The sequence below is a fragment of the Ruegeria sp. YTSA226 genome, assembly GCF_059609905.1.
The window spans coordinates 454,315-479,551 of record NZ_JBXWMQ010000001.1 but is presented as its reverse complement, the minus strand read 5'-3'; the positions used below and the strand labels follow the sequence as shown (position 1 = coordinate 479,551).

Sequence of the window (25,237 nt, the reverse complement as noted above, 5' to 3'; positions counted from 1 at the left end):
ATGAACGATATGACACGAGTGGAGAGAACCGTGGACGCCAAAGACATCAAGATCGCCGCGAACAAGGTTCAGGTTTATTATGGTGAAAATCACGCCATCAAAGACGTCGACGTCAGGATCGAAGACAAGACCGTCACCGCCTTTATCGGCCCCTCGGGTTGCGGAAAATCCACCTTCCTGCGCTGCCTGAACCGGATGAACGACACGATCGACATCTGCCGTGTCGAGGGCGATATCCTGCTGGATGGCGAAGATATCTATGACAAACGCGTCGACCCGGTTCAGCTGCGTGCCAAGGTCGGTATGGTGTTTCAGAAACCGAACCCATTTCCCAAGTCAATCTATGACAATGTGGCCTACGGCCCGCGTATCCACGGACTGGCCAGAAACAAGGCTGAACTGGACGAGATTGTCGAGAAATCACTGCGCCGCGGCGCCATCTGGGATGAGGTCAAAGACCGTCTGGATGCCCCCGGAACCGGCCTGTCCGGCGGTCAGCAACAGCGCCTGTGCATCGCCCGTGCGGTGGCTACGGAACCTGAGGTTCTGCTGATGGACGAGCCGTGCTCGGCCCTTGATCCGATTGCGACTGCGCAGGTCGAGGAACTGATCGACGAATTGCGGTCGCGATACTCGGTGGTGATCGTTACCCACTCGATGCAGCAGGCCGCTCGCGTCAGCCAGAAGACCGCGTTTTTCCATTTGGGCAACCTTGTCGAGTTTGGTGAAACCGGACAGATTTTCACCAACCCCGAAGATCCCCGCACCGAAAGCTACATCACCGGCCGTATCGGCTGAACATAGGTATTCAGAGATGACAGAACAACATATCGCATCCGCCTTCGACCGGGATCTGGAAGCCATTCAGGCGCATATCATGAAAATGGGCGGCCTCGTCGAAGCCGCAATCATGAGCGCGGCACGGTCGCTTGAGTCGCGCGATGTCGAACTCGCGCAAGAGGTGCGTCAGGGCGACAAGGCCATTGATGCGTTGGAAGAGCTGATCAACGAAGAAACGGCGCGTTTGATCGCGCTGCGTGCGCCAACAGCAAGCGATCTTCGTCTGGTCCTATCGGTATTGAAGGTTTCCGCCAACCTGGAACGTATCGGCGACTATTCAAAGAACATAGCCAAACGCACGACGGTCCTGGTCAATACCAGTGAGATCAATGGCAGTGCCGCCGCCTTGCGACGTATGGCACGTGAGGTCGAGCGGATGCTCAGGGACGCTTTGGACGCCTATGTCCAGCGCGACGCTGAGCTGGCGGCGGATGTCATCGAACGTGATGAGGAAGTCGACCAGATGTATAATGGTCTGTTCCGAGAATTCCTGACTTTCATGGCAGAAGACCCACGCAACATCTCATCCTGTATGCACCTACATTTCATCGCCAAGAATATAGAACGTATGGGCGATCATGTGACGGCGATTGCCGAGCAGGTCGTTTATCTGGTGACCGGAGAGCGCCCGACAGAAGCGCGTCCCAAAGCCGATTTTACATCGCAATCCGTCTAGGAGATTTGAGAATGTCCGCTGATCAACCGACCGTTCTGGTTGTCGAGGATGAGCCGGCTCAGCGCGAAGTCCTGGCCTATAATCTCGAGGCAGAAGGTTTTCGCGTATCCAAAGCAGCCAATGGTGAAGAGGCCATGTTGCTGGTCGATGAAGACAGTCCGGACATAATCGTACTGGACTGGATGATGCCCAATCTCAGCGGGATCGAGGTTTGCCGCCGGCTGAAAACCCGCTCCGACACGCGGTCGATCCCAATTATCATGCTGTCGGCCCGGTCGGAAGAAATCGACAAAGTGCGAGGTCTGGAAACCGGGGCTGATGACTATGTGGTCAAACCCTATTCGATTGTCGAGCTTATGGCCCGGGTACGCACCCAGTTGCGGCGTGTCCGGCCTGCGACTGTAGGAATTAGGCTGGAATTCGCAGACATCGTTTTGGATTCTGAAACTCATAAGGTCAGCCGCGACAGCAAACCACTAAAGCTTGGCCCAACCGAATTTCGCTTGCTGAGCACATTCATGGAAAAGCCGGGCCGCGTCTGGAGCCGAGAACAGCTATTGGATCGCGTCTGGGGGCGGGATATTTATGTCGATACACGAACGGTCGACGTTCATATCGGCCGCTTACGCAAAGCACTAACGCAGTATGGTGGAGATGATCCGGTTCGCACTGTTCGCGGTGCGGGATACGCGCTGGGTTGAACGCGTGGGGCAGGCGGCTGCAAGCTATGAGTTTTACTCAAGGGTGGATGCGAAACTCTTACTGTTTTTTGACGGGCCGACGGGTTAGTTTGCCGCGAAGCTGACAAAGCGGAGACGCACCATGAATGCCCCTGACACCAAGCCGACATTACGCGCCAAAGATGCGCCTGACATGGGCCAATTCGCCTGGGATGATCCGTTCCGCCTGTCAGACCAGCTAGACGAAGACGAACGTATGATTGCGGCCAGTGCGCAAGCCTATGCACAGGAAAAGCTTCAGCCGCGGGTGACAGAAGCATTTCAGAACGAAGAAACTGACCCCGAGATTTTTCGTGAAATGGGTGAAATGGGTCTGCTGGGCACTACGATCCCGGAAGAATACGGCGGGCTAGGGGGCGGATATGTCTCATACGGCCTTGTCGCCCGAGAAGTGGAACGCGTGGATTCGGGCTATCGCTCGATGATGTCTGTACAAAGCTCGTTGGTGATGTATCCGATCTATGCCTATGGCAGCGAGGAGCAGCGCCGGAAATACCTTCCGAAACTGGCCAGCGGCGAATGGATCGGATGTTTTGGTCTGACCGAACCTGATGCGGGCTCTGATCCGGCAGGTATGAAAACGCGTGCGGAAAAGATCGACGGTGGATATCGTCTATCTGGCAGCAAGATGTGGATATCGAACGCCCCGATTGCGGATGTGTTTGTCGTTTGGGCCAAATCTGATGCACATGACGGAAAGATCCGTGGCTTTGTCCTTGAAAAAGGCCTCAAAGGTCTGAGCGCGCCGAAAATCCAGAACAAGCTGAGCCTACGCGCCTCGATCACCGGTGAAATTGTGCTGGAGGGTGTCGAAGTCACCGAGGATGCTTTGCTGCCTCATGTTCAGGGCCTGAAAGGCCCGTTTGGATGTCTGAACCGCGCACGCTACGGAATCAGCTGGGGTGTTATGGGCGCTGCCGAAAGCTGTTGGCATGCGGCACGCCAATATGGGTTGGACCGGAAACAATTTGACAAGCCATTGGCGCAGACGCAGCTTTTCCAGCGCAAATTGGCGGATATGCAGACAGAAATTGCTCTGGGTCTTCAGGCAAGCCTGCGTGTCGGGCGACTGATGGACAAGGCCGAAGCCGCGCCCGAGATGATATCGATCATTAAGCGCAACAATTGCGGCAAAGCCCTGGATATTTCACGTCATGCGCGTGACATGCACGGCGGCAACGGCATTTCGCTAGAGTTTCAGGTCATCCGACATATGGTGAACCTAGAAACGGTCAACACGTACGAGGGGACGCATGATGTTCACGCGTTGATCCTGGGGCGTGCACAGACGGGATTGCAGGCGTTTTACTAAATTTCTATAATTCGTGTAATTGGTATTATGTTAAAATTATGCCAATGCGCTTGGGAAACTTTTCAAATCCTCACAATACCTTACGATCTGTTCCTGACACCTACTACATTATGAGGATCAAATGGAACTGAACGGAAAGATCGTTGTTGTGACCGGTGCCGCAGATGGCATCGGAAAAGGTTTGGCACAGCGATTTGCTCGTGAAGGTGCTACGGTTGTCTGCGCTGATATCAACAAAACCGGCGCAGACGCTGTCGCAAAAGAGATTGGCGGCCATTCATTCCATTGTGATGTTTCGCTTGAGGCTAATACAGCCGAGTTGATCGAAGCTGTAGAAAGCTCGATTGGCCCTATCGATCTGTATTGTGCAAATGCCGGGATATTGACGATTGGTGGCTTGGAGGTTCCGGATGAAGACTGGGATCGTATCTGGAAAATCAACGTGATGTCCCATGTTTGGACCGCGCGGCATTTGGTGCCCAGAATGCTGGAGCGTGGCGAAGGCTACATCATGACCACGGCGTCTGCTGCGGGATTGCTGAACCAGCCAGGTGCTGCGCCATACGGCGTCACAAAGCACGCAGCAGTTGGGTTTGCTGAATGGTTGTCGCTTACATACGGGCATAAAGGTTTGCGGGTCTCGGTTCTGTGCCCACAGGCCGTACGGTCCGATATGACGCGCGGGCACGAAACTTCCGTGGCTTCGATTGACGGAATGTTGGAACCTGAAGATGTTGCCGAGGCTTGCGTAAAGGCAATATCTTCTGAGCAATTTCTGGTACTGCCGCATCCAAAGGTTCTGGACTACATTCGCCATAAATCCGGAGATTATGACAGCTGGATTTCAGGAATGCAGAAGTTAAATCAAATGTTTGTCGAAGAAACTTAACTTTTGTTCTGAGGGCGCCTCATCAGGCCTTCCTGAGCGACTGATGCGACCAGAACGCCATCTTCGGAATAGATTGATCCACGGTTGAAGTTGCGCCCTCGTCCGCTCCATGGCGAATCCATGGAATACAGATGCCAATTCTCGAACTTGAGCGGCGCGTGAAACCAAATCGCATGGTCCAGGCTGGCGCCGTTCACTTCACCAGTAAACCAGCTTAGGCCGTGCGGGCGCATTCCCGAGCTCATGAGATACATATCTGAAGCATAGGCCAGCAACAGATGCTGCGTGACCGCATCGGCATTGGCCGCGGCCCCCATCCGGAACCAGATCTGGTTCCGGTCATCCGATTTCTCTGGGTTGAAAGGATCCAGATGGCCGACCTCGCGGACTTCGATCGGGCGCTCGCGTGTTAGTTCTCCGCGAAAGCTGGGCGGTACTTTGTCCAGATATTTCTTCTTGAGCTCTGATCGCGATGGGTAGGATTCGGGCGTTTCCATCTCAGGCATGTCGTGCTGATGATCCCAACCTTCGTCCTGAATGTGGAATGAGGCGGACATGTTTAAAATCTGCTTACCATGCTGAATTGCAACCACACGGCGCGTCGTGAACGAACCTCCGTCACGGGCCCTATCAACTTGATATATTACGGGAATGCTTGGGTCGCCCGGGCGGATGAAATAGGCGTGCAGGGAATGACACAGGCGGTTGTCGACGGTGCGATATGCGGCGGCTAGTGCTTGTGCGATGACCTGACCGCCGAAAATTCGCATAGGTGTTTCGCCGCCCGACCCTGTTCCCCGAAACAGGTCCACTTCCAGTCTTTCAACGTCCAGAAGATCCAGAAGAACTTTCTCTGCTTCGGTCATATGCGGTACTCCGATTAATCTTGGCGAATGGGTATCAGCGCGCCGAATGTCATTCAATGATTGACCCGAGGGTGAGCGCCTTCAATTCTGCGCGGGAGGGATAAGAGCTGGATGGTGACAGTTGGGTAAAAAAGATCGCTGTAAATTCGTTCTGACGATCAACCCAAAAGAAGGTCGATGCCATACCGCCCCAGCTGAAATCCCCCATGCTGCCCGGAACACAGGTTCTGCCTGGGTTAATGACGACAGCGCCACCAAGGCCAAAGCCCATGCCCTCCATGGGTTGTTCCGCAAAACTCTGCGGTCCCATCGAGGCAATATCGCCGGGTAAGTGGTTGTGAAGCATGAATTCTACAGTTTTTGGTGCAAGAATCTGTTGATCACCGAACCTTCCGCGATTTCGGAGCATCTCTGAAAATCTAGCAAAGTCATCAATGGTTGAAACCAACCCTCCGCCCCCAGAGTACATTGTTGCCGATTCAAAGGGCGATGCTTCGGCATTGTCGACCAGACGCAATGTCTGCTCACCCGTACGGGCTTCGTTTAGCGCCATCGCATTGCCCGCCAAAGGCGTATAGAGCGAGGCAAACCGATCCCCTGCTCCCGCCGGAACCCTGAACCCGGTCTGGGACATGCCAAGAGGATTGAAAATCTCTTCCGCAAGGAATTGCTCCAGAGATTGGCCAGAAATAACTTCTATCACGCGACCAATAACGTCTATCCCTACCGAATACTCCCATCGCGTTCCCGGCTGAAAGGCGAAAGGCAAAGTGGACAGCAAAGATACTCTTTCGGCCAAAGACCCTTCTTTAGGGCCGAAAACAAGATCAAGTTCGTCCATTGCCGCAGCCAGGATGCCGGGGTTGAAAGGATAGCTCAGGCCACTTGTATGGGTCAGCAGCTGATGAAGCGTTGGTGCTGGTGCAGGTTCGGTCTGATCCAACCTTGTGGCGCCGGGTACCAGCGCCTGTGTCGCGGAGAAATCAGATATATATTCAGACACTTGAGCGCCGAGGTGAACCTCACCTCGTTCGACAAGGATCATCAGGGCCGCAGTGGTTATCGGCTTGGTCATCGAATAGATGCGAACGACGGTATCCCGCTCGAATGGCAGATTGTTCTCAACGCTTCTAAGCCCGCAGGAATGAAACAGAACCTCCCTGCCCTGATGCATCATAAAGAATGAGCTTCCGGCATATTTGCGATCATCCACATAGGATTGCATCCAATCGCAAATACGATCTAGCCGGGCTTGTTCGAACTTCATCTGTGTGTGCTCAACTTTGAGAAATTAACGTATCTTTCCCGGATATTGCGGGGTTAAGCGGAAAAAGGACAGCTAAATCACCTCAATCCAACAATGTCCCTGTACGCCAAAAGGGCTTTGCCTGCTAATGTGGTCGCATATAGATTCGTGTCCGGTTCGACTCTCGCCTGATGGAGGAGAAATATGCCGCAACATATAGAATTTGTTTATGATTTTTGCAGTCCGAACGCCTTCCTCGCGCAGAAGATGATATCTGATATCGCCGCAAAGCACGAAGTCGGTGTTACATATGTTCCGGTTCTGCTGGCCACTGTTTTCAAAGCCACCAATAACCAAAGCCCGTTTAAGGCTTTTTCAGAGAACCGGCAGAAGACGGCCTATTTGACCCGCGATCTCCATCGCTTTGCGCGTCACCGTGGGTTGAGCTTTCATATGAGCCCACATTTCCCGATGAACACCAAATTCGCCATGCGCGGGGCTTTGTTCGCATCCGGTAAATCATGGGAAAACAGATATATAGCGTCCATATTTGATGCTATTTGGGTGCACGGCCAAAAAGTGGATGATCTGGGTGTCCTTTGCGACATTCTTCAGGATAACGGCTTGCCTATACGAAAACTGCGCGAGGCCATGACCAATCTGAACGTAAAGCAAAACCTGAAAAACCAAACCAAGGCTATGGTCAAGCGAGGTGTTTTCGGTGTCCCCAGCATGTTTGTTGATACTGAGATGTTCTTTGGCAAAAACAGCCTGGCCAACCTTGAGCTTGAATTGTCGAGATTTCATACGCCCTAGGTGGTTTCACCCTCGGCCCAATGCAGTCAGCCCTCGTTGTGCAAACTTAGGAACGTAACTACCAAAAATCTGAGCTCTTTTCGGATCAGAGGCGTTTCCGTCAAGCGCCCGCTTATAAACACCCTGTAAGATCGCGGCCATTCGGAAGAAATTGAACGCCAGATAGAATCCAAAGTTATCAATTCCGGGAAGGTCGCGGCGCTCACAGTATTGATCAATGAAAGCCTGATCGGATGGCAGGCCGAGCGAGGACCGGTCTATACCAGCCAGACCCCGCCCCTCTTTTCCAGGTGGCATCTGCCATTGCATGATAACGGCTGCGAGATCGGCAAAGGGATGCCCGATTGTCGACAATTCCCAATCCAGTACGCCCAGACAGCGGGTGCCCTGCTTTTCGAACATCAGATTGTCGATGCGGTAATCACCGTGAACCAGCGTTCTCTGACCATCATCCTTGGGGGTTGCGTTGGTCAAAGCCTCGATCAAGGCATCCATATCCGGAATCTGAGTGGTTTCGGACGCCCGAAATTGTTTCGTCCACCGCCCGATCTGACGCTCAAAATAGCTTCCCGGCGGGCCATAGTCGGACAGACCAACAGAATCGATGTCGACCTTATGCAGCGCCGCCAGAACGCGGTTCATCTCGTCGATAATTGCCGTGCGGGTTTCGGTTCTTTCACCAAGCATTGTGGGTTCAAGAAAAGTCCTGCCATCGAGATGCTCCATCACATAAAACGCCGACCCGATGACGTCATCATCCTCGCAAAGCAGCAGCATTTTGGGTACAGGCACATCGCTGTCGGCCAGAGCACTTTGAACCCTGAACTCGCGGTCAACGGCATGGGCGGATTTTAGCAACACGCCCGGCGGCTTGCGGCGCAGGACATAGGAATTCTCAGGCGTTTTTAACTCAAAAGTTGGGTTTGATTGGCCAACCTCGAATTTTTTCGCCTCCAACGGACCCCGATACCCTTTGAGATGCGTGCCGAGATAGGCATCGACGCGTTTCAGATCCAGAATTGCGCTGTCCATTTTGTGGCTCCCTTTGGCCGATGCTTCAGAGTGCTTCAGCAAAGATGTTGCCGGCGGTGACAACATTGATCCCGCCCGAAACCGGGATCACCGCGCCGGTGACATAGCTGCCACCCAGACCGCACAGGAACAGCATACAGCCTGCGATATCCTCGTCACGTCCAACGCGACCCAAGGGTACGGATTTGCCGACTTTTTTGCGCGTCCCTTCGTCAGATGTGGCAAAGGCCGTCATCCGAGAGACAAAGGGTCCAGGCGCCAGCGCATTGACGGTGATGTGATGCGGAGCAAGTTCTTTGGCCATGATTTTGGTCAGATGCAGCACAGCCGCCTTTGAGGCAGAGTAGCTATACGCACCGTCGCCCATAGGAACTTCGCCCATAACCGATCCAACATTGACGACGCGGGATGGATCTTCGGCAGTCCCGGAAGACATCAGAATCGGCAACAGTTTTTGGGTCAGTTCGAAGATTCCTGTCACATTGATCGACATGACTTTTTCCCAGGCTTCGTAGGGAAACTGACCCATCGGTGCGCCCCAGGAAACACCGGCATTGTTCATGAGGATATCCAGCCGGTCCGTGCGCTTGAGCACTTCGGCCACCAGATTGTCGACACCCTCTTTTGATCCGACATCACCGGCAAACCCTTCGGCGGTTCCTGTGGCGTCCAGTGCGTTCAATTCGGCCGCGACCGCCTCGCACGCGTCGCCTTTACGAGACGCCAACAGTACACGTGCACCCGCCCGGACCAGCGCCTCGGCCGCCATTCGGCCAATTCCGGTGGCCCCACCCGTGACCAGAGCGGTTTTGCCCTGCAATGAGAAAAGAGTTTCGGGGGTCATGACCTGCTCCTCGGTTTTTGATTTTGGCAAACTGTCTCATTTGTCGGTCAAGAGTAACGCCTAACCCGGTTGTGCCGGGTGGTTTCTTGACAACTCAGAACAGTAGGCCAAAAGTTCCTCCTTACCGAATAACAGGGACATTAGCGTAAACATGCAAGCCTTACTCAGCGTCGCTCCGGGCGGGCCGGAGACATTGGAACTGACCACCCTGCCCGATCCGTCGCCGGGCAAGGGCGAATTGCTTGTTCGCGTGCGGGCCGCAGGCGTTAATTTCCCGGATACACTGATGATACGCGACCTGTATCAGATAAAGCCACCAAGACCGTTTGCCCCCGGAGGTGAGATCGCTGGCGAGGTTATCGGGTTGGGCGAAGGTGTTTCGGGCTTTAACGTTGGCGACCGTGTGCTGGCCCTGACCGGACACGGAGGTTTTGCCACACATCTGGCGGTCAAAGCGGCGACAGCTGTTAAATTCCCGAGCTCAATGCCATTTGAGGACGCGGCGAGCTTTATCTTCACCTATGGCACCTCATATCACGCACTGAAGGACCGCGCTGCGCTGCAACAAAGGGAAACGGTCCTGATTCTGGGTGCCGCAGGCGGAGTTGGTACGGCTGCGATTGAGCTAGCCAATGCCATGGGGGCTCGGGTTATTGCGGCAGTCTCATCGCAGGACAAAGCAGATTTCTGTCGTCAGATCGGGGCGGACGAAACGATCATTTACGCGCGCGACATGGACAAACAGGCGCAAAAGGCCTTTGGATCGGACATCAAGGCCTTAGCCGGTAGTCAGGGCATTGATGTCGTCTACGATGCCGTTGGCGGTGCCTATTCAGAGCCAGCGCTGCGCAGCTTGGGGTGGAAGGGGCGATTCCTGGTCGTCGGTTTCCCAGCCGGAATCCCTCAGATACCATTGAACCTCCCTCTGCTTAAGGGTTGTCAAATTGTTGGTGTTTTCTGGGGCGCCTCGGTGTTTCGCGACCCGAAGGGACATGGCAAAAACATGAAAGATTTGTTCGGGTTATATGCCAAAGGTCAGATCAAACCACAGATCAGCGCGCAGTTCCCTCTGGACCAAGCGCAAGAAGCGCTAGAGCTTTTGGCCAGCCGAAAGGCCCTTGGGAAGATTGTCGTGACCATGGCATAGCCAGCCAATCTCTGAAACTTCAGCCTCGTGTCCTATAGGCCGCGGTTCTGACGCATGATCCAGGTTCGGTGGACATCTCTACCTGTTCACGTTTAAGAACCTTGTTATGGGGACAGTATAACAATGCATAAAGCTCTTATTCTGAATGGTCCGAACCTCAATCTGCTGGGCACGCGACAGCCCGAGGTTTACGGAAGCACAACGCTGCAAATGGTCGAGGATATGTGCCTCGACCACGGTAAGTCTATCGGGATGGAAGTGACTCATTTCCAATCCAACCACGAAGGCGCGTTGATTGATGCCATTCATGCCGCCAAAGGTGTGCAGGACGGCATTGTTTTGAACGCAGGTGCTTATACGCACAGCTCGATTGCCCTGATGGACGCAATCGCATCGGTTGAGCTGCCGGTCATCGAGGTTCATTTGTCCAATATCCACGCGCGTGAGGAGTTTCGACACCGATCCTATATCTCACGTGTGGCAGTAGGCATGATTTGCGGATTGGGTCCGCAGGGATATGTGCTGGCGCTGGATGCGTTGCGGTCCCATTTACAGGGTGAATGATCGCTATGAAGCTTTCTGAGTATCTGAATTTCCTCAGCTATACCAAAACCCTGGAAGAGCTCTGGGATGCCCATTGCCGGCAAATGGCAGAATATGGGTTCGATCGTCTGCTGTACGGATATACGCGATATCGCACCGAAACGTCGCTGGGGGATCCCGAGGATTTTGTAATCCTGACCAATCACAGCAAAGATTACCTGGATGGGTTTCTGGGAGGCGGGTTGTATTTCCATGCTCCGATGCTGAAATGGGCTTTGCATAATGAAGGGGCCGCAAGCTGGAGGATCGCCCAGGATCTGATGACTGATGGCACCCTGACCGCAAAAGAGCGAGACGTCATCGAGTTCAACAAAACCAAAGGTGTCGTCGCCGGCTATACGGTCAGTTTCGACTCGGTTTCGGTTCGGTCGAAAGGGGCAATTTCGCTTTCAGCGCATGGATCGCGTACGCAAGACGATGTGGACGCTGTCTGGGAGGAATTTGGCCAGGATATTCTTCTGATGAACAACGTTGCTCATCTGAAAATCCTCACCCTGCCCTATAACGCACCAAATCGCGCCCTGACAAAACGTCAGCGTGAGGCGCTTGAGTGGGTCGGCGACGGCAAAACAACTCAGGACATTGCGATTCTGATGGGGCTGACTTCGGCCACTGTCGAAAAGCATCTGCGTCTGGCGCGCGAGGCCCTCGTGGTCGAGACAACGGCGCAGGCAGTTTTGAAAGCATCTCTTCAAAATCAGATGTTCATCGTTGGGGTTTGACTCAGGGAGTGACGCGAATATGCGTCAATTTACCTAGGGTAAGGAAAACATGACTTTCCGAATCTAACTCTAAAGTTGCAAAGTGGTATTGTTCCGTGAGTGGTGGCTTTAGCCTGGGAACATTTGGTCGGATCTTTGCAATAACAAAGCTCTCCGATCGCTCTGACAATAGGGCGCCTATTTGTCCGCGTCTCTTTGTCGGAATTTTGGGGGGCCTCGTCCATCCCCATCTTTGCGGGGCCCCTCATTCAAACCAGATTTAACTTGTGGACGCTTTCGGCGTCCTTTTTCGTTTCTTGGCATCAATTCTACACTAAGGGCAAAGAAAAACCGGATACGCATGGCGTACCCGGTTTTTCAGATTGATACAGGCCCTGTTCAGGGCCTGTGATGCTTAGCCCTGAACTGCTTTTGCAACTTCAGCAGCAAAGTCTTCTTTTTCGACAACGATGCCTTCGCCAACTTCCAGACGCACGAATCCGGTGACAGTCGCGCCTGCTTCTTTGGCAGCGGCCTCAACGGTCAGGTCAGGGTTTACAACGAACTGCTGGTTCAACAGGGTCGATTCAGCGACGAACTTCTTCATGCGACCAACGATCATCTTTTCGATGACCTGCTCCGGCTTGCCGGATTCGCGTGCGATGTCCATCTGGACCTGCTTTTCTTTCTCGACGATCGCCGGGTCCATGTCTGCCTCGGACAGAGCTGCCGGGTTCACAGCCGCGATATGCATCGCAATCTGCTTGCCGATGGCTTCGTCACCGCCGGTCAGAGCGACCAGAACGCCGATCTTGCCCATGCCGTTAGTGGCTGCGTTATGGACGTAAGATACAACAGTGTCGCCCGACAGTTTGGACATACGGCGCACCGACATGTTCTCACCGATGGTGGCGATCTTGTCGGTCAGCGTTTCCGCAACGGTCTTGCCACCCAGATCAGCCGCCAGCAGAGCTTCGACATTGTCAACGCCTTCTGCGGCATATGCGATCTTACCAACCATTTCCTGGAATTCGGCGTTTTTCCCGACGAAGTCGGTTTCCGAGTTCACTTCAACTGCAACACCATTGTTGCCGTTTACGTGAACGGCAACCAGACCTTCCGCCGCGGTACGACCCGATTTCTTGGCCGCTTTGGCCAAGCCTTTGGTGCGCAGCCAATCAACGGCTTCGTCCATGTTGCCGCCGGTTTCGGTCAGCGCTTTTTTCGCGTCCATCATGCCTGCGCCAGTGGTGTCGCGCAGTTCTTTTACCATTGCTGCTGTGATTGCCATCTTTTGGCTCTCCTCAATTCAAACGGAATTGGGGCAGGTCATACCCTGCCCCAGATGTCATTTACGTGACGGGCAGCTTACGCTTCGGCAGGTGTTTCTGCTGCTGCGGGTGCTTCTTCCGCAACGACTTCTTCAACCGGTGCTTCTTCGAATGCGCCAAGATCAACGCCTGCTGCACCCATCTGAGCGGTCATGCCGTCCAGAGCGGCACGTGCTGCTAGATCGCAGTACAGCGAGATCGCGCGGGCTGCGTCATCGTTGCCAGGGATGATGTAATCCACACCATCGGGCGAGCAGTTGGTGTCGACAACTGCCACGACCGGGATACCCAGCTTGTTGGCTTCGGCGATGGCCAGTGCTTCTTTTTTGACGTCGATGACGAACAGCAGGTCCGGGACGCCGCCCATTTCGCGGATACCGCCCAACGAAGCCTGCAGTTTGCCTTGGTCACGTTCCATGCCCAGACGCTCTTTCTTGGTCAGGCCTTCGGCGCCCGATTCCATGGCTTCGTCAATCTGGTTCAGACGGTTGATCGACTGGGAAACGGTTTTCCAGTTGGTCAGGGTGCCGCCCAGCCAGCGGTGGTTCATGTAGTACTGGGCTGACTTTTCAGCTGCTTCGGCGATTGGGCCTGCGGCCTGACGCTTGGTGCCTACGAACAGAATGCGGCCGCCCTTGGCAACAGTGTCACGAACAGCCTGCAGAGCCTGGTCCAGCATCGGAACGGTCTGGGTCAGGTCCATGATGTGGATGCCATTGCGCGAGCCGTAGATAAACGGGCCCATGCGGGGATTCCAACGCTGCGTCTGGTGACCAAAGTGAACGCCAGCTTCCAACAACTGACGCATGGAGAACTCGGGAAGAGCCATGCTTTATTTCCTTTTTCCGGTTTACGCCTCGGCGGGGGTGAAAGAAGCGGATGCTCCAACCGGCGGGCCAGATAAGGATGTCTCCCCTATAAAGCCCAAACCCCGCCTGCGGGTTTGAATGGCGCGCGTATACGGCAGGTATTCAGGCAGTGCAAGGGCCAATCGCTCTATTTTTCAAGCCGCGCAATACTGTGCGCCTGACGCACGGTATCTTCGCAATAGGCGGCCAGGGCCTTTCGGTTCTCAAAGTCGCTGACCTTGGCTGGCGAATGATAAATTAGCTCTACGCCACCTTGGCGACGTGCTCCCAAAGTCTTTAACAGATGCGGTGCAAAATCCATGTCACCCCACCAGCCATAAAACCGGTCAGGCTCACCCTTAGGTGCATGGTAAACGACCGACACCGGTTGAACATACATGAAATCGCGTAGATCTTCGGTGAAGAATGCCGCAAAAAGGGTTGTTTTGAATGGTAAAATCCGTAGACCGTCGGTCGACGTACCCTCTGGAAAAAACAGCAGCTTGTGACCGGCTGTCAGGCGCTCCTGAAACAGAAGTGTCTGTTCGCGTGCCTTCTTGCGGTCGCGCTCGATGAAAACAGTACCTGTCGCTCGCGCCAGCCAGCCTATACCGGGCCATTTGGCTACCTCGGCCTTCGAGACAAAATAGATCCTCTTACGGGCATTCAGCGCAAAAATATCAAGCCACGAGGAATGGTTCGCAACAACCGCACCACGCTGGGTCATAAGCTCTCCGGTTGTAAGGTAGCTAATCCCGAGAATCCGGAACGCATTACGGCATACGAACTGCGTGATGAAGGGCGTGACCGGACGGTGAACCCCATAGAGCGGGCGCTCGATCATGCGAAGGATCAGCAGGACAATCAGCCCGCTGAATACAAATACAGCAAGTGGTAAACCCCGAAGGAAGACCAATAGCCATCCGCAGACCCCCAGATTGATTGGGTCAGGTGCGTCTTCACTGTGCCATGAGGCGTCACTCATCACGTTACGCTCCGCCATAGATGCGCCGTTGTCGCTCATTCATCCGCGCCGTGTCGAGGATAAGGCAAACATCGGTGGTATTGAACATATGGTCGATAAAGGCACCCTCGCCCACAAACCCGCCGAGACGCAGGTATGCTTTTATCAGTGCTGGAACCTGCACCATCGCTGCGCGCCGATCCAGTTTATCGCTATCCAGCATATCCATGGGCTGGAACACTTTGGGCTGAGCCCGAACCCGAAGGTCCGGAGGCGCAAGGTGATTGTGATGTAACATGGACAAAGGCTGAGCCAGAGCTTGAGGATCGGTGCCGTGGAAACTGGCGACGCCAAACAAGACCTCGATCTCGCGCTCGGCGACATAGGCGGCCAACCCGTTCCACAGGTGATACATTGCAGTGCCGCCGCGATAATCGGGATGTAGACATGAACGTCCCAACTCCAACAGCTTGCGTCCGCCTTGTTTCAAGATGGAAAGATCGTATTCATCTTCGGAATAGAACTGTCCGATTTCAGAAGCACGATCACCTGGTAACAGCCTGTAAACGCCAACAACTTTTCCAGATTGATCGTCAATCGCCAACATATGATCGAAATAGGGATCGAACCTGTCGCGCTCCAACCCGGCATTGTGGTCGACCATTTCCCCACCGCCGCCCAGTTCACGTATGAACACGTCATAGCGTAACCGCTGTGCAGCCCGCAATTCGGTGTCATTTTCGGCGAGTTTGACGGTGAAAGAAGGGCCTGCGTCCGGCATCAGAGGTTCCGTATTGTTTCCGCGCTGATACCGCAGGTTTCAGGGGAATGGCAACATAGAGCGCTTCGATCAAACGTTAACCTTTCTTAAACCAGTTTCACGGATCAAAGACCGGCATCAGGGCGATGCGTGTCCCGTCGATTACCACTTTTCCCTGCTCGCGGAAGTTTACGGTGATCTTACCTGCGATGTTGGATTGTACCTGTCCAACGCCCCAATCGGGGAAATCGGGGTGGCGGACATACATGCCCGGTGCAAGAATGGCATTCAGATCTGTCATCAAGGGGCTCCGGTCCGGTGGCAGATACAGCAGGAGGTACGCATGAGCGACTTGGACGTCAACCTGGCCGAACTGATCGGCTCGCGGATCTGCCACGATCTGATCAGCCCGATCGGGGCGATCACCAACGGCTTGGAGCTGCTTGAAATGGTTGGCGCGGTGCAAGGCCCCGAGATGGAACTGATCGCGGGAAGTGTCGGCAGCGCCGGCGCACGCATCCGCTTTTTCAGGGTCGCTTTTGGGTCGGCCAGCGATCATCCCCTTGGGCGGGCCGAGGTTTTAGAGCTGTTGAATGATGTCGAATGCGCAGGTCGTGTTCGCGTCAACTGGAACCTGACCGAAGCGGTACCGCGTATTCAGGTGAAACTGGCCTTTCTGGCGTTGATGTGCTGCGAAAGCGCGATGCCATTTGGCGGGGATGTAACAATCGTAAACGACGGGAAGAACTGGTCTGTGACAGGGACCGCGGACAAATTGAAGCTGGAAGCCGAGCTATGGAAGAACCTGCCCAGCGGACGGTTTACCAACAAGGTCACCCCTGCGCAGGTTCAATTTGCGCTGCTGCCTGAATCCGCATCGTCGATTGGACGGCGGGTCGCGACCGATACGGCCTCAACCCGCGTCGAAATCCGGTTTTAAGACCGAACAGTCCCTGAACCGCGCACCAGATACTGAAAACTGGTCAGTTGAGCCGCACCTACGGGGCCGCGCGCGTGCATCTTTCCGGTGGCGATGCCGATCTCGGCCCCCATGCCAAACTCACCGCCATCGGCGAATTGGGTTGAGGCGTTATGCATCAGGATCGCGCTATCAAGCCGTTCAAAGAAACGGGCAGCTGCAGCGGGATCCTCGGTCATGATGCAATCCGTATGGTTCGACCCAAACCTGCGGATATGCGCAATGGCGGCGTCGATATCAGCCACCGGCTTGGCCGCGATGATACTATCCAGAAACTCTTTGCCCCAGTCATCAGAAGTGGCCGCGATAGTGCCATCAACGGCCAAAGTACCTTCGGCGTGTACTTCGACACCTGCGGCCAACAGCGCCGATATGACATCCCGTCCCAGCGTTTCAGCGATATCCCGATGGATCAGCAGACATTCGGCAGCACCGCAGATTCCGGTACGACGGGTTTTGGCGTTTAAAACCACATCGAGCGTCTTTTGCGGATCAGCGGCCTTGTCGATATAGATATGCACAATGCCTTCCAGATGGGCAAATACCGGGACCCGGGCCTCGCGCTGGACTAGCCCGACCAGCCCTTTGCCCCCACGGGGAACGATTACGTCGACATAATCGGTCATGGTCAGCAGTTCCTGAACCGCCGCCCGGTCGCGGGTTGGGATAAGCTGAACGGCATCCTCGGGCAGGTTCGCCGATTTCAGACCCTGAACCAAACAGGCATGGATGGCTGACGAGGAATGAAAGCCTTCTGATCCACCGCGCAGGATGACCGCGTTCCCGGATTTCAGGCACAACGCCCCCGCATCCGCCGTGACATTCGGGCGGCTCTCATAGATCACGCCGATCACGCCCAGAGGCGTGCGCACGCGCTGAATGTTCAGGCCCGAGGGCATGTCCCATTCGGTCAGAACCTCACCAACAGGATCGGCCTGCTCTGCAACGGCGCGCAGCCCGTCGACCATGCCCTGAATGCGGGCCTCATCCAGCATCAGGCGATCCATCATCGCCGGGCTCAACCCTTTGTCGCGCCCGAATTCCATATCTTTCTTATTGGCCGCAATGATCTTTTCACGATTGGCCCAAACAGCCTCGGCGGCCCCAATCAGGGCTGCGTGTTTACGCTCGGCGCTTGCAAATGCCAGCTCGGCAGCGGCGGCCTTGGCGCGTTTCCCAAGATCGGTCATCAGGTCGGGGATGCTGTCGAAATCCTTCATCTCAGGTGCCTTTCAGTCAGTGTTGTCAAACAGCCAGATCATCGCGGTGGATCAACACCGCGCGGCCAGGATAGCCTAGAGTGGCTTCGATCTCGGTCGATTTGCGCCCCTTGATAGCGTCTGCTTCTTGCGCGGTATAGCGGCTGAGCCCCTGCGCAAGCCGTCGCGCCTGTGGGTCCATGATCGAAACAGGATCACCGCGCCCGAAATCTCCGGACACTTCGACTATTCCTGCTGGCAACAGGCTTTTGCCATTGCTCAGCGCCCGAGCGGCCCCCGCGTCTACAACGATCTCACCCCGGGGTTTCATCGCTGAAATCCAGCGTTTGCGTGCGGCATGCGGGTCAACTGTCGCGATGAACCATGTACAGTTCGCGCCGTTTTCAAGCGTTTTCAATGGGTTCAGAGGGGAGCCTTCGGTGATCGCCATGTCGCAACCAGCAGCCGTGGCCATTTTTCCCGCCAACAGTTTGGTCTTCATCCCGCCCTTTGATAGGCCGGAACCGGCATCACCCGCCATCGCCTCAATCTCGGGCGTGATGTCTTCGATGATGTCAAACCGCTTGGCCAAGGCATCCTCATTTGGATTGGCCGAGTAGAACCCATCAACATCCGACAACAGGATCAGCTGATCCGCACCAACTGTGACGGCGATCTGAGCGGCCAGACGATCATTGTCGCCATACCGGATCTCATCCGTGGCCACTGTATCGTTTTCGTTGACAATCGGAACGACTCCAAGCCCCAGCAGCGTTTCCAAGGTGGCGCGTGAATTCAGATAGCGGCGACGATCCGCGCTATCCTCCAGCGTAACGAGCACTTGTGCAGTGGTAATCTTGTGAGGCGTCAGCGCTTCTTCATAGGCGCGGGCCAGCCGGATTTGCCCGACAGCGGCGGCGGCTTGAGACTGTTCCAACGGAAGCGTGGCCATGGGCAGACCCAAAACGCCACGCCCCAACGCGATTGACCCCGATGAGACCAGAATGACGTCGGTCCCCTGCCCCTTCAGCCATGCGACGTCCTGAGCAAGCGAATGTAACCAATCAGATCGCAGCAACCCTGTGTTCCGATCCACCAGCAAGGCGGATCCGATCTTGACCACTAGGCGTTTGGCTGCGGTCAGGGTTGCCAAGGCAGTTCCTCCTCGGCGGGTTTCTGGCGCACGCGGTCATCGTCGATCTGACTTCGCAAGGCCCGCAGGACGTCGGTTACGCCAAGATGCGCGACACCTGACATGGCCATCACAGAGCCACCAACGGCCCCTTCTAGCTCGGATTTTGCCGAGTCTCGTTCCTCGTCATCCAGGGCGTCGACCTTGTTCAAGACGGTGATGCGGGGCTTATCGGCCAACTCACCACCATAGGCTTCAAGCTCGTGAATGATCGTGCGATAGTCTTCGGCCACTGTCTCGGAAGTGCCATCAACCAAATGCAGCAATACCGCGCAGCGTTCGACATGGCCCAGAAAACGGTCTCCGATGCCACGTCCTTCATGTGCGCCCTCGATCAGACCGGGGATGTCAGCCACCACGAATTCCACATTGTCGACACCCACAACGCCCAAATTGGGGTGCAAGGTGGTAAAAGGGTAATCGGCAATTTTGGGGCGTGCGTTCGATGTCGCAGCAAGAAAGGTCGATTTGCCAGCATTAGGCATCCCCAACAGGCCGACATCGGCAATCAGTTTCAGGCGCAGCCAGATCGTGCGGTCGATACCTGCCTGACCCGGATTAGCCCGACGAGGGGCCTGATTGGTGGCCGATTTGAAGTGCAGGTTGCCAAAACCGCCATTGCCGCCCTTGGCCAGAAGGACCCTTTGGCCCACCTCTGTCAGATCGCAGATGACGGTTTCTTCGTCTTCGTCCAGGATCTCAGTGCCGACCGGGACGCGCAGAATGATGTCATCACCATCTTTTCCGGTGCGCTGCTGCCCTCGGCCAGGCTGACCGTTCTTGGCAAAGAAATGCTGCTGGTAGCGAAAGTCGATCAGGGTATTCAACCCATCCACAACTTCGACCCAGACAGAGCCACCTTTACCGCCGTCCCCGCCATCGGGACCGCCGTATTCAATGTACTTTTCGCGCCGAAAACTGACGCAGCCGCCACCGCCGGCCCCGGACCGGATGTAGACCTTTGCAAGATCGAGAAATTTCATGACTGTCCCCTACTGCAAAGGCCCCACCGGCCACAAGTCAGAGTTTTTTACTGTATGTCCAAGTGGGCACGTTCGCATCACGCGCCACCGAATAGATTTCGGCATCACCCAGGTATTCGAAACCACAATGCGTCAGCACCCTGGCTGAGGCTGGATTGTCCTGAAATACGCTTGCGAACATCGACGTGTTTTCAAGCGGATTGGCGACAACCAGTGCTTCGACCGCCAGAGATGCGATCCCGGTGTTCCAATAGACAGGAGCCACCCAATAGCCGACCTCGGATTGGTTGCGATCCAGGCGTTCCAGCGAGATCAGGCCTATCAGCTCCGGACCGCCATCCTTGGTCGCGTCCATCGCCCAGACATCCTCGCTGCGGTCTTCGGCCATGGACCGGGTCACAAAGGCCTCAACCGCGCCGGGCGGCAAAGGGTGCGCAATCCTTGTCGTCATACGCGCAACCCGCTCATCTCCGGCATAATGTTCGATGAGACCCAGATCCGACCGGCGCAGAGGGCGCAGATCGAACCGCTCGGTTTCTATGACCGGCTGGTTTATGATCGTCTCAAGTTTCATAGGTGCGTTCCTCCTCCGAACAACACAAAAAGTACAGACGCAACAGTGAGACCTGCTAACGTCCACATCAGATATTTTTCCATCGGCCGACCTTCAACCGCGTGGGCAATTCTATCTCCGGCAAATGTCCAGATTGGATGAAGAATCACCTGACAAATCAACAAACAAGCCGCGATTGCGAGCGTTGCCTCAAAAGTTGGTGTTCCGACGGCGACAAACCCCGTGAACCCCGCAACGATCATGGCCCAGGCCTTGGGATTGAGCGGATGAACAATCAATCCAGCCAGAAACCCTGGCGCTGCGCCATCAGCCTCTTGCCGGGACAGCCGCGTGTTGGCGATCTTCCAGGCCAGCCACATGATATAGGCCGCCGAGGCGTATTTCAGAAAAGCAAACACCGCCGGCGCCTGATCCGCCAATTGCAGCAACCCAAAGCCCACCGGCCAGATGATTAGCTGCTTGCCCAGAATGACGCCGCCCACAAAAGGCAGCGCTGCCCGAAACCCGTAACGCGCACCGGTTCCCAGCAGGACCATATTGGCCGGTCCCGGCGTGCCGACCTGACTGGCGGCAAAGATCAGGAAACTGGTGGTTGCGACTGTCATCGGACTGTTTGATCGAACCTGCGTTAAAACGAGAAAAGGGACCGGCATTTTCTGCCGGTCCCCCAAGAATTTTCAAACCTTATGGGTTTCGGCTTACTCTGCGGCCTCCGCCACTGGCAGGACCGAAATAAAGGTGCGGTTTTTGAGGCCTTTGTGGAACTTCACAGCGCCATCAACAGTTGCAAAGATGGTGTGATCTTTGCCAATGCCTACGCCTTCGCCCGGCCAGAACTTGGTGCCGCGCTGACGCACGATGATGTTGCCTGAAATGGCGGCCTGGCCACCATATAGTTTCACGCCAAGGCGGCGACCAGCTGAGTCGCGACCGTTACGGGAGGAACCGCCAGCTTTTTTATGTGCCATTCTCTCTCTCCTTAGCCTTTAGCAAGCTCTTTGGCCTGCTCAACCCATTCGGGTTTCACTTTGACCGTTTCGATAGCAGCAATCTGCTCGTCCGACAAGGCGGCCAGAGCGGCAAAGCTCTCGATACCGGCCTCGTTCAGCTTTTTGGCAGCGGCAGGGCCGACACCGTTCAGCGCGGTCAGATCGTCTGCAGCAGCAACAGCGGCGGGTGCCTCTGCTTTGGCTTCTGCTTTCTTGGCGGGCTTTTTCGCTGCGGGTGCAGCTTCACCAGCCGGCGCGGAACCGGTTGCAGCTTTGATGCCCGACTTGTCAGCGCCCGACGACAGGATGTCGGTGATCTTGACCAGGGTCAGCTTCTGACGGTGGCCAACGGTACGCTTCGAGCTGTGCTTACGACGGCGCTTGACGAAGTTGATGACCTTGTCACCCTTGATCTGTTCGATCACGTCGGCCTGAACGGCTGCACCATCTACAAACGGTGCACCAACAACCGGAGCGTCACCGCCCAGCATCAGAACATCGTTGAATTGAACTTTTTCACCTGCGTCGGCAGCCAATTTTTCAACGCGGAGGATATCACCCGCCTGAACCTTGTACTGCTTGCCGCCAGTCTTGAGGACCGCAAACATGCGTCTTTCCTTTGTCTAACCCGCGTTCTGTGGTCCCCTTGCGGGAGTTTTCGGCCTCAGCCACCTCGAACAGCGCGCCCTTTTCGGGCTGTGTGAATGACCCATGGATCAGCCCCTTGGGTCAACAATAACGATACCCGGCGCGGAGATTCCGGCCGGGATGGGCGCTTATCCAAAGATTGCAGGGGAAAGTCAACATGAAATGGCGACTAAAGATCAGAGCCCTGTAAGACAGCCGCTACCGCCTTTCCCAGATCGTAATAGATCTGATCATACATACTGTCGAAGCTCTCGAACAGTGAGCTGTTCAGCGCTTGCCCTGTATCCGTTCGAGAAAACGCGATGTTCTTGCGCATCTGGGCGTTGCTCAGAGGGTTATAGGCCATCAACAGAAAGGAATACAGCCAGGTTTCTGTCTCTTGCTCGATCCCGTCCTTTTGCAGCAGAAGGTTGTCCAGAAGGTCGCTGTCATCGAGAACCTGGCCGTCATTTATCCCCCTGAAAAAGTTGTAATCCGCGCTCAAAGCGCTCCGCACGTTCTGTTTGATCAGGTCGTTGGCCAGTATGTACTCTTCGACCAGTTTGAACTGCATGCTGTCTTTGGTGTTTTCGAAATAGGCCTGTTTTGCCAAGTCTTCGATTGCCGGATCAACAAATGCAAGCCGTGCGGAATTCTCAAGGGAAACGATGGTCTGGCCAAGATCGCTTTCAAAAAAGGCGATGGCGCGTTCCAAATGCACTTCATCCAGGCTTTGCCGGAATCCCTGGACCAACTGATCATACATCCAATCGGGATCATAAATCGCCTCGACCCGAGTTTCGAACAGAGCACCACCGTTGCCATCCAACAAAGTGGCGTCCATCTCTTGGCTCATCTTTCCGCCTTCGGACAGGAGAATTTCGATCAGGTTCTCCAGACGCATTGCCTGCGCCAGCCGATCCGCTTTTTCCACGGCGCCGGATGATGTGGCCCAGAAGATCAGGGCGAAAACGATCAGAATGTGCATCAGATGTCCTGTGCGGGGTGAAGCTCGGCCATTTTGGTTGCCAAGACTTCGAATTTCATAGCCATTATCTCATACTGAATGGCGTTCAAAAGTTCGTAGACTTCCTGCATTAGAGGCTGTTCCAACGCTTCGACATAGGTGATGACATCCGCATCCGAGAAATCCTGATAGGTATAAGCAGCACCGGCAAGTGCGGAGAGCTGTAAGGCCTGTCGCATCCCGGTTTCGTTCTGTTTCATCATTGCGCGCAATTCATCTGCATCCAACTGCAGTTCGATCACACCTGAAGCGCTGGCGGCGAGGAGGAACCGGATTTGTATTTCCTGAAGGGCGCGCAAAGAAGTACCGCTTGAATCGATGGCAGTGTTCATCCTTTTTAGACTCTCAACACGTTGAGAGCCTTCGCGGACAAGTTGAGCGACAATCTCTTGCCCCTGCTGTTGTTTCGCATCGTCATCCTCGATCAGATGGGAAGCGTTTTCAGCAGAGACCAGTCGTTGACCCAGATCTGATGCATAGAATTCTACCGCGTGATTCAGCGCCTGATCGCTGAGCGTCTGCTCTAAAATCGAAACTGCAGTTTCATGCATGTCTTTGGTATCGAAAACTTCTTCGGTCAGCCGCGCCCAGTCCGACCCGAATCCATCGGGGTCAAAACCCAGCATCTGAGGTGCTGAGGCCGAGGCCAGAGCAATACTTTCAAGGGCAACGTCGAAACCGGTTGTGGTCAAGAATGCCTCGATCCTATCGCGCCCGGCAGCGGATGCCGGGATTGGCAGCATGAATACTGTGAAAAGAAACAGCGAAAGGGCGGTGGTGATGTGGTGCGTAAAATGTCTCATGTACAGAAGCCTAGGGGTTTTGCGGCATCTGGCAACGGAAAATCCTGGGATTGCTAAATTATGAAACTTTCTGCTTGCACCCCCGGGTGTTCATCACTAAATCCCCCCCTCACAGACCCCCGCGGAGAGGTGCCGGAGTGGTCGAACGGGGCGGTCTCGAAAACCGTTGTGGGTGCAAGCCCACCCAGGGTTCGAATCCCTGTCTCTCCGCCATCAGCCATTTAGCGCATGATTGGTAACCAGCTTTCCGGAATTTAGCTCAAGCACCTGAAATGCAGGCCTTTGTCGCCTTATTCGCTTTGCGCGCGTTCCTACGAGAATTCTTAGTTTCTGTGCTTCCCTGCTGAACAGGCATCCATGCGACCCTGTGGGTCGGTTGACAAGAATGGCATCTCTGCCACTGGTTGTTCAACGTTGGCGTGTTATTGCCATGGGATCGGCCCAGATCGGCGTACACTGGCTCAATCCCTTGTTCTGAGAGGATGTTCCACGAATTCCCCTTTCCAGTCCGCTAGTTTCCCCCCATCTCGGCGACACATATTTCAAAGGAGAATCCCATGTCGCGTATAATCTTGCTAGGGGTCGTCGTCGCCGGCGTTGGCGCCGCAATCTATTACTATCTGAATCAACCTGCCGCTCCGGTCGAACAGCCGCAAGCCGCCGCTGAAGAAACCGGAAACGCTGTGTCCGAAGCCGTAGAATCGGTTACTGAACAGGCTAGCGAAGCTGCGTCTTCCGTTACGGAACAGGCGGCTGAAATCGTCGAACAGTCCAGTGAAGCCGCGTCTGACTTAGCCACTCAAGCTGGTGAAACAGCGACTGAGCTGGCTGATCAGGCTGGAGAAGAGGTCGCTGCCCTCACCAACCAGGGGCAAGAGCTGCTGAATTCCTGGGTTGAGAGCGGCGCTATGAGTGTTGATAACTTTGACTATGACGCGATGGTGGCCTCAGTTCAGGAAAGCACACTGGCAGAAGAACTGAAGGTAAAAGCGGTTGGTATTCTCGATGATATCAAAGCCTCACCTGCAACAATCGCGCTGAAAATTCAGGAACTTCAGGCCCTGTTGACTGGTCAGTAAGAATTAGAAAGACCGCCGAAAAGGCGGTCTTTCCCTACGTCAAAGAATAGTTCGATTGACGCGCCTTTGGCCATTTGCTTGGCTGATCTGAACACATATGCCACGGTTGATGTCGATCATGGCCATTATTTTCGAAATTGTTGGTTCGATGCAGTCAAGCAGGACCCGAC

Annotated in this window: 29 protein-coding genes and 1 tRNA gene; 12 read left to right on the top strand and 18 right to left on the bottom strand. The window is 54.9% G+C overall.

All coding sequences use genetic code 11. From position 1 onward, the window contains the following. From pstB to AC2FFF_RS02410, 5 genes are all read left to right on the top strand, one after another. Complete coding sequence (gene pstB / locus AC2FFF_RS02430; RefSeq protein WP_142633794.1) at window positions 1–798, top strand: phosphate ABC transporter ATP-binding protein PstB; 798 nt, start codon at window positions 1–3, stop codon at window positions 796–798. 16 nt (window positions 799–814) lie between these two features. After that, window positions 815–1,516: a phosphate signaling complex protein PhoU gene (gene phoU / locus AC2FFF_RS02425; protein WP_271947126.1), complete on the top strand. Its 702-nt coding sequence runs from the start codon at window positions 815–817 to the stop codon at window positions 1,514–1,516. Window positions 1,517–1,527: 11 nt separating this feature from the next. Next, window positions 1,528–2,217: a phosphate regulon transcriptional regulator PhoB gene (gene phoB / locus AC2FFF_RS02420; protein WP_142633798.1), complete on the top strand. Its 690-nt coding sequence runs from the start codon at window positions 1,528–1,530 to the stop codon at window positions 2,215–2,217. A gap of 121 nt (window positions 2,218–2,338) precedes the next feature. After that, window positions 2,339–3,568 carry an acyl-CoA dehydrogenase gene (locus AC2FFF_RS02415; RefSeq protein WP_281972097.1) on the top strand — a complete coding sequence of 410 codons (1,230 nt, stop codon included), beginning with the start codon at window positions 2,339–2,341 and terminating at the stop codon, window positions 3,566–3,568. Window positions 3,569–3,689: 121 nt separating this feature from the next. After that, complete coding sequence (locus AC2FFF_RS02410) at window positions 3,690–4,457, top strand: SDR family oxidoreductase (protein WP_281972098.1); 768 nt, start codon at window positions 3,690–3,692, stop codon at window positions 4,455–4,457. Here the strand turns inward: AC2FFF_RS02410 and AC2FFF_RS02405 are convergent. Both AC2FFF_RS02405 and AC2FFF_RS02400 read right to left on the bottom strand, forming a co-directional pair. After that, a complete protein-coding gene (locus tag AC2FFF_RS02405) occupies window positions 4,454–5,323 on the bottom strand; it encodes an acyl-CoA thioesterase (RefSeq protein ID WP_281972099.1) in 870 nt (289 codons plus the stop codon). The two genes, AC2FFF_RS02410 and AC2FFF_RS02405, sit on opposite strands and share 4 nt — an antisense overlap. 49 nt (window positions 5,324–5,372) lie before the next feature. Then, the gene (locus AC2FFF_RS02400; protein WP_281972100.1) at window positions 5,373–6,590 is read right to left on the bottom strand and encodes a serine hydrolase domain-containing protein; all 1,218 of its coding nucleotides are present in this window, start codon (window positions 6,588–6,590) and stop codon (window positions 5,373–5,375) included. 183 nt (window positions 6,591–6,773) lie between these two features. Between AC2FFF_RS02400 and AC2FFF_RS02395 the strand changes: the two genes are divergently transcribed. Next, a complete protein-coding gene (locus AC2FFF_RS02395) occupies window positions 6,774–7,385 on the top strand; it encodes a 2-hydroxychromene-2-carboxylate isomerase (RefSeq protein WP_281972101.1) in 612 nt (203 codons plus the stop codon). Window positions 7,386–7,391: 6 nt separating this feature from the next. On the opposite strand, the gene AC2FFF_RS02390 is transcribed toward AC2FFF_RS02395, so the two are convergent. Together AC2FFF_RS02390 and AC2FFF_RS02385 are read right to left on the bottom strand one after the other, a co-directional pair. Continuing rightward, window positions 7,392–8,417, bottom strand: a complete 1,026-nt coding sequence (locus AC2FFF_RS02390; protein WP_281972102.1) for a phosphotransferase family protein — start codon at window positions 8,415–8,417, stop codon at window positions 7,392–7,394. 25 nt (window positions 8,418–8,442) lie between these two features. Beyond that, window positions 8,443–9,261, bottom strand: a complete 819-nt coding sequence (locus AC2FFF_RS02385; protein ID WP_281972103.1) for an SDR family NAD(P)-dependent oxidoreductase — start codon at window positions 9,259–9,261, stop codon at window positions 8,443–8,445. Between the two features lie 151 nt (window positions 9,262–9,412). Here AC2FFF_RS02385 and AC2FFF_RS02380 point away from each other — a divergent pair, with 151 nt between their 5' ends. From AC2FFF_RS02380 to AC2FFF_RS02370, 3 genes are all read left to right on the top strand, one after another. Continuing rightward, complete coding sequence (locus AC2FFF_RS02380; protein ID WP_271947110.1) at window positions 9,413–10,408, top strand: NADPH:quinone oxidoreductase family protein; 996 nt, start codon at window positions 9,413–9,415, stop codon at window positions 10,406–10,408. A gap of 123 nt (window positions 10,409–10,531) precedes the next feature. Beyond that, a complete protein-coding gene (gene aroQ / locus AC2FFF_RS02375) occupies window positions 10,532–10,972 on the top strand; it encodes a type II 3-dehydroquinate dehydratase (protein ID WP_281972104.1) in 441 nt (146 codons plus the stop codon). Window positions 10,973–10,977: 5 nt separating this feature from the next. Then, a complete protein-coding gene (locus tag AC2FFF_RS02370; RefSeq protein WP_142633818.1) occupies window positions 10,978–11,733 on the top strand; it encodes a LuxR family transcriptional regulator in 756 nt (251 codons plus the stop codon). 394 nt (window positions 11,734–12,127) lie between these two features. On the opposite strand, the gene tsf is transcribed toward AC2FFF_RS02370, so the two are convergent. The 5 genes from tsf to AC2FFF_RS02345 form a co-directional block, all read right to left on the bottom strand. Continuing rightward, on the bottom strand, window positions 12,128–13,003 hold the full coding sequence (tsf, locus tag AC2FFF_RS02365; protein WP_142633819.1) for a translation elongation factor Ts: 876 nt from the start codon (window positions 13,001–13,003) through the stop codon (window positions 12,128–12,130). A 77-nt stretch (window positions 13,004–13,080) separates the two neighbouring features. Continuing rightward, complete coding sequence (gene rpsB / locus AC2FFF_RS02360; RefSeq protein ID WP_142633821.1) at window positions 13,081–13,872, bottom strand: 30S ribosomal protein S2; 792 nt, start codon at window positions 13,870–13,872, stop codon at window positions 13,081–13,083. Window positions 13,873–14,039: 167 nt separating this feature from the next. Beyond that, entirely contained in the window at window positions 14,040–14,876 is an 837-nt protein-coding gene (gene olsA, locus AC2FFF_RS02355) for a lyso-ornithine lipid O-acyltransferase (RefSeq protein ID WP_281972105.1), read from the bottom strand. A gap of 4 nt (window positions 14,877–14,880) precedes the next feature. Continuing rightward, entirely contained in the window at window positions 14,881–15,636 is a 756-nt protein-coding gene (gene olsB, locus AC2FFF_RS02350) for an L-ornithine N(alpha)-acyltransferase (RefSeq protein WP_281972106.1), read from the bottom strand. A 97-nt stretch (window positions 15,637–15,733) separates the two neighbouring features. Further along, complete coding sequence (locus AC2FFF_RS02345; protein WP_008756567.1) at window positions 15,734–15,916, bottom strand: DUF3553 domain-containing protein; 183 nt, start codon at window positions 15,914–15,916, stop codon at window positions 15,734–15,736. A 42-nt stretch (window positions 15,917–15,958) separates the two neighbouring features. Between AC2FFF_RS02345 and AC2FFF_RS02340 the strand changes: the two genes are divergently transcribed. Further along, window positions 15,959–16,555 (top strand): histidine phosphotransferase family protein, encoded by a 597-nt coding sequence (locus tag AC2FFF_RS02340; protein ID WP_496882822.1) that lies wholly within the window; start codon window positions 15,959–15,961, stop codon window positions 16,553–16,555. Here AC2FFF_RS02340 and AC2FFF_RS02335 read toward each other — a convergent pair. From AC2FFF_RS02335 to AC2FFF_RS02295, 9 genes are all read right to left on the bottom strand, one after another. Beyond that, window positions 16,552–17,814, bottom strand: coding sequence for a glutamate-5-semialdehyde dehydrogenase (locus tag AC2FFF_RS02335; RefSeq protein WP_281972108.1), 1,263 nt, complete (start codon window positions 17,812–17,814; stop codon window positions 16,552–16,554). The genes AC2FFF_RS02340 and AC2FFF_RS02335 overlap by 4 nt on opposite strands. Before the next feature lie 25 nt (window positions 17,815–17,839). Then, window positions 17,840–18,946, bottom strand: coding sequence for a glutamate 5-kinase (proB, locus tag AC2FFF_RS02330; RefSeq protein ID WP_142633830.1), 1,107 nt, complete (start codon window positions 18,944–18,946; stop codon window positions 17,840–17,842). Further along, window positions 18,934–19,968, bottom strand: coding sequence for a GTPase ObgE (obgE, locus tag AC2FFF_RS02325; protein ID WP_281972109.1), 1,035 nt, complete (start codon window positions 19,966–19,968; stop codon window positions 18,934–18,936). Before obgE ends, proB begins: the two co-directional genes overlap by 13 nt. Before the next feature lie 37 nt (window positions 19,969–20,005). Beyond that, window positions 20,006–20,542 carry a GNAT family N-acetyltransferase gene (locus AC2FFF_RS02320; protein WP_142633834.1) on the bottom strand — a complete coding sequence of 179 codons (537 nt, stop codon included), beginning with the start codon at window positions 20,540–20,542 and terminating at the stop codon, window positions 20,006–20,008. Continuing rightward, a complete protein-coding gene (locus AC2FFF_RS02315; RefSeq protein WP_142633836.1) occupies window positions 20,539–21,147 on the bottom strand; it encodes a LysE family translocator in 609 nt (202 codons plus the stop codon). The genes AC2FFF_RS02320 and AC2FFF_RS02315 overlap by 4 nt, the downstream gene beginning before the upstream one ends. Before the next feature lie 93 nt (window positions 21,148–21,240). Beyond that, window positions 21,241–21,510, bottom strand: a complete 270-nt coding sequence (gene rpmA, locus AC2FFF_RS02310) for a 50S ribosomal protein L27 (RefSeq protein WP_120635433.1) — start codon at window positions 21,508–21,510, stop codon at window positions 21,241–21,243. Between the two features lie 11 nt (window positions 21,511–21,521). Next, window positions 21,522–22,139 carry a 50S ribosomal protein L21 gene (locus AC2FFF_RS02305; protein ID WP_271947092.1) on the bottom strand — a complete coding sequence of 206 codons (618 nt, stop codon included), beginning with the start codon at window positions 22,137–22,139 and terminating at the stop codon, window positions 21,522–21,524. 209 nt (window positions 22,140–22,348) lie between these two features. Then, complete coding sequence (locus AC2FFF_RS02300; RefSeq protein ID WP_496750481.1) at window positions 22,349–23,146, bottom strand: DUF2059 domain-containing protein; 798 nt, start codon at window positions 23,144–23,146, stop codon at window positions 22,349–22,351. Then, complete coding sequence (locus AC2FFF_RS02295; RefSeq protein ID WP_281995001.1) at window positions 23,146–23,928, bottom strand: DUF2059 domain-containing protein; 783 nt, start codon at window positions 23,926–23,928, stop codon at window positions 23,146–23,148. The genes AC2FFF_RS02300 and AC2FFF_RS02295 overlap by 1 nt, the downstream gene beginning before the upstream one ends. 183 nt (window positions 23,929–24,111) lie before the next feature. Between AC2FFF_RS02295 and AC2FFF_RS02290 the strand changes: the two genes are divergently transcribed. Next, a tRNA-Ser gene (locus AC2FFF_RS02290) sits at window positions 24,112–24,201 on the top strand. A 344-nt stretch (window positions 24,202–24,545) separates the two neighbouring features. Next, on the top strand, window positions 24,546–25,067 hold the full coding sequence (locus tag AC2FFF_RS02285; RefSeq protein ID WP_142633844.1) for a hypothetical protein: 522 nt from the start codon (window positions 24,546–24,548) through the stop codon (window positions 25,065–25,067). Window positions 25,068–25,237 lie beyond the last annotated feature (170 nt).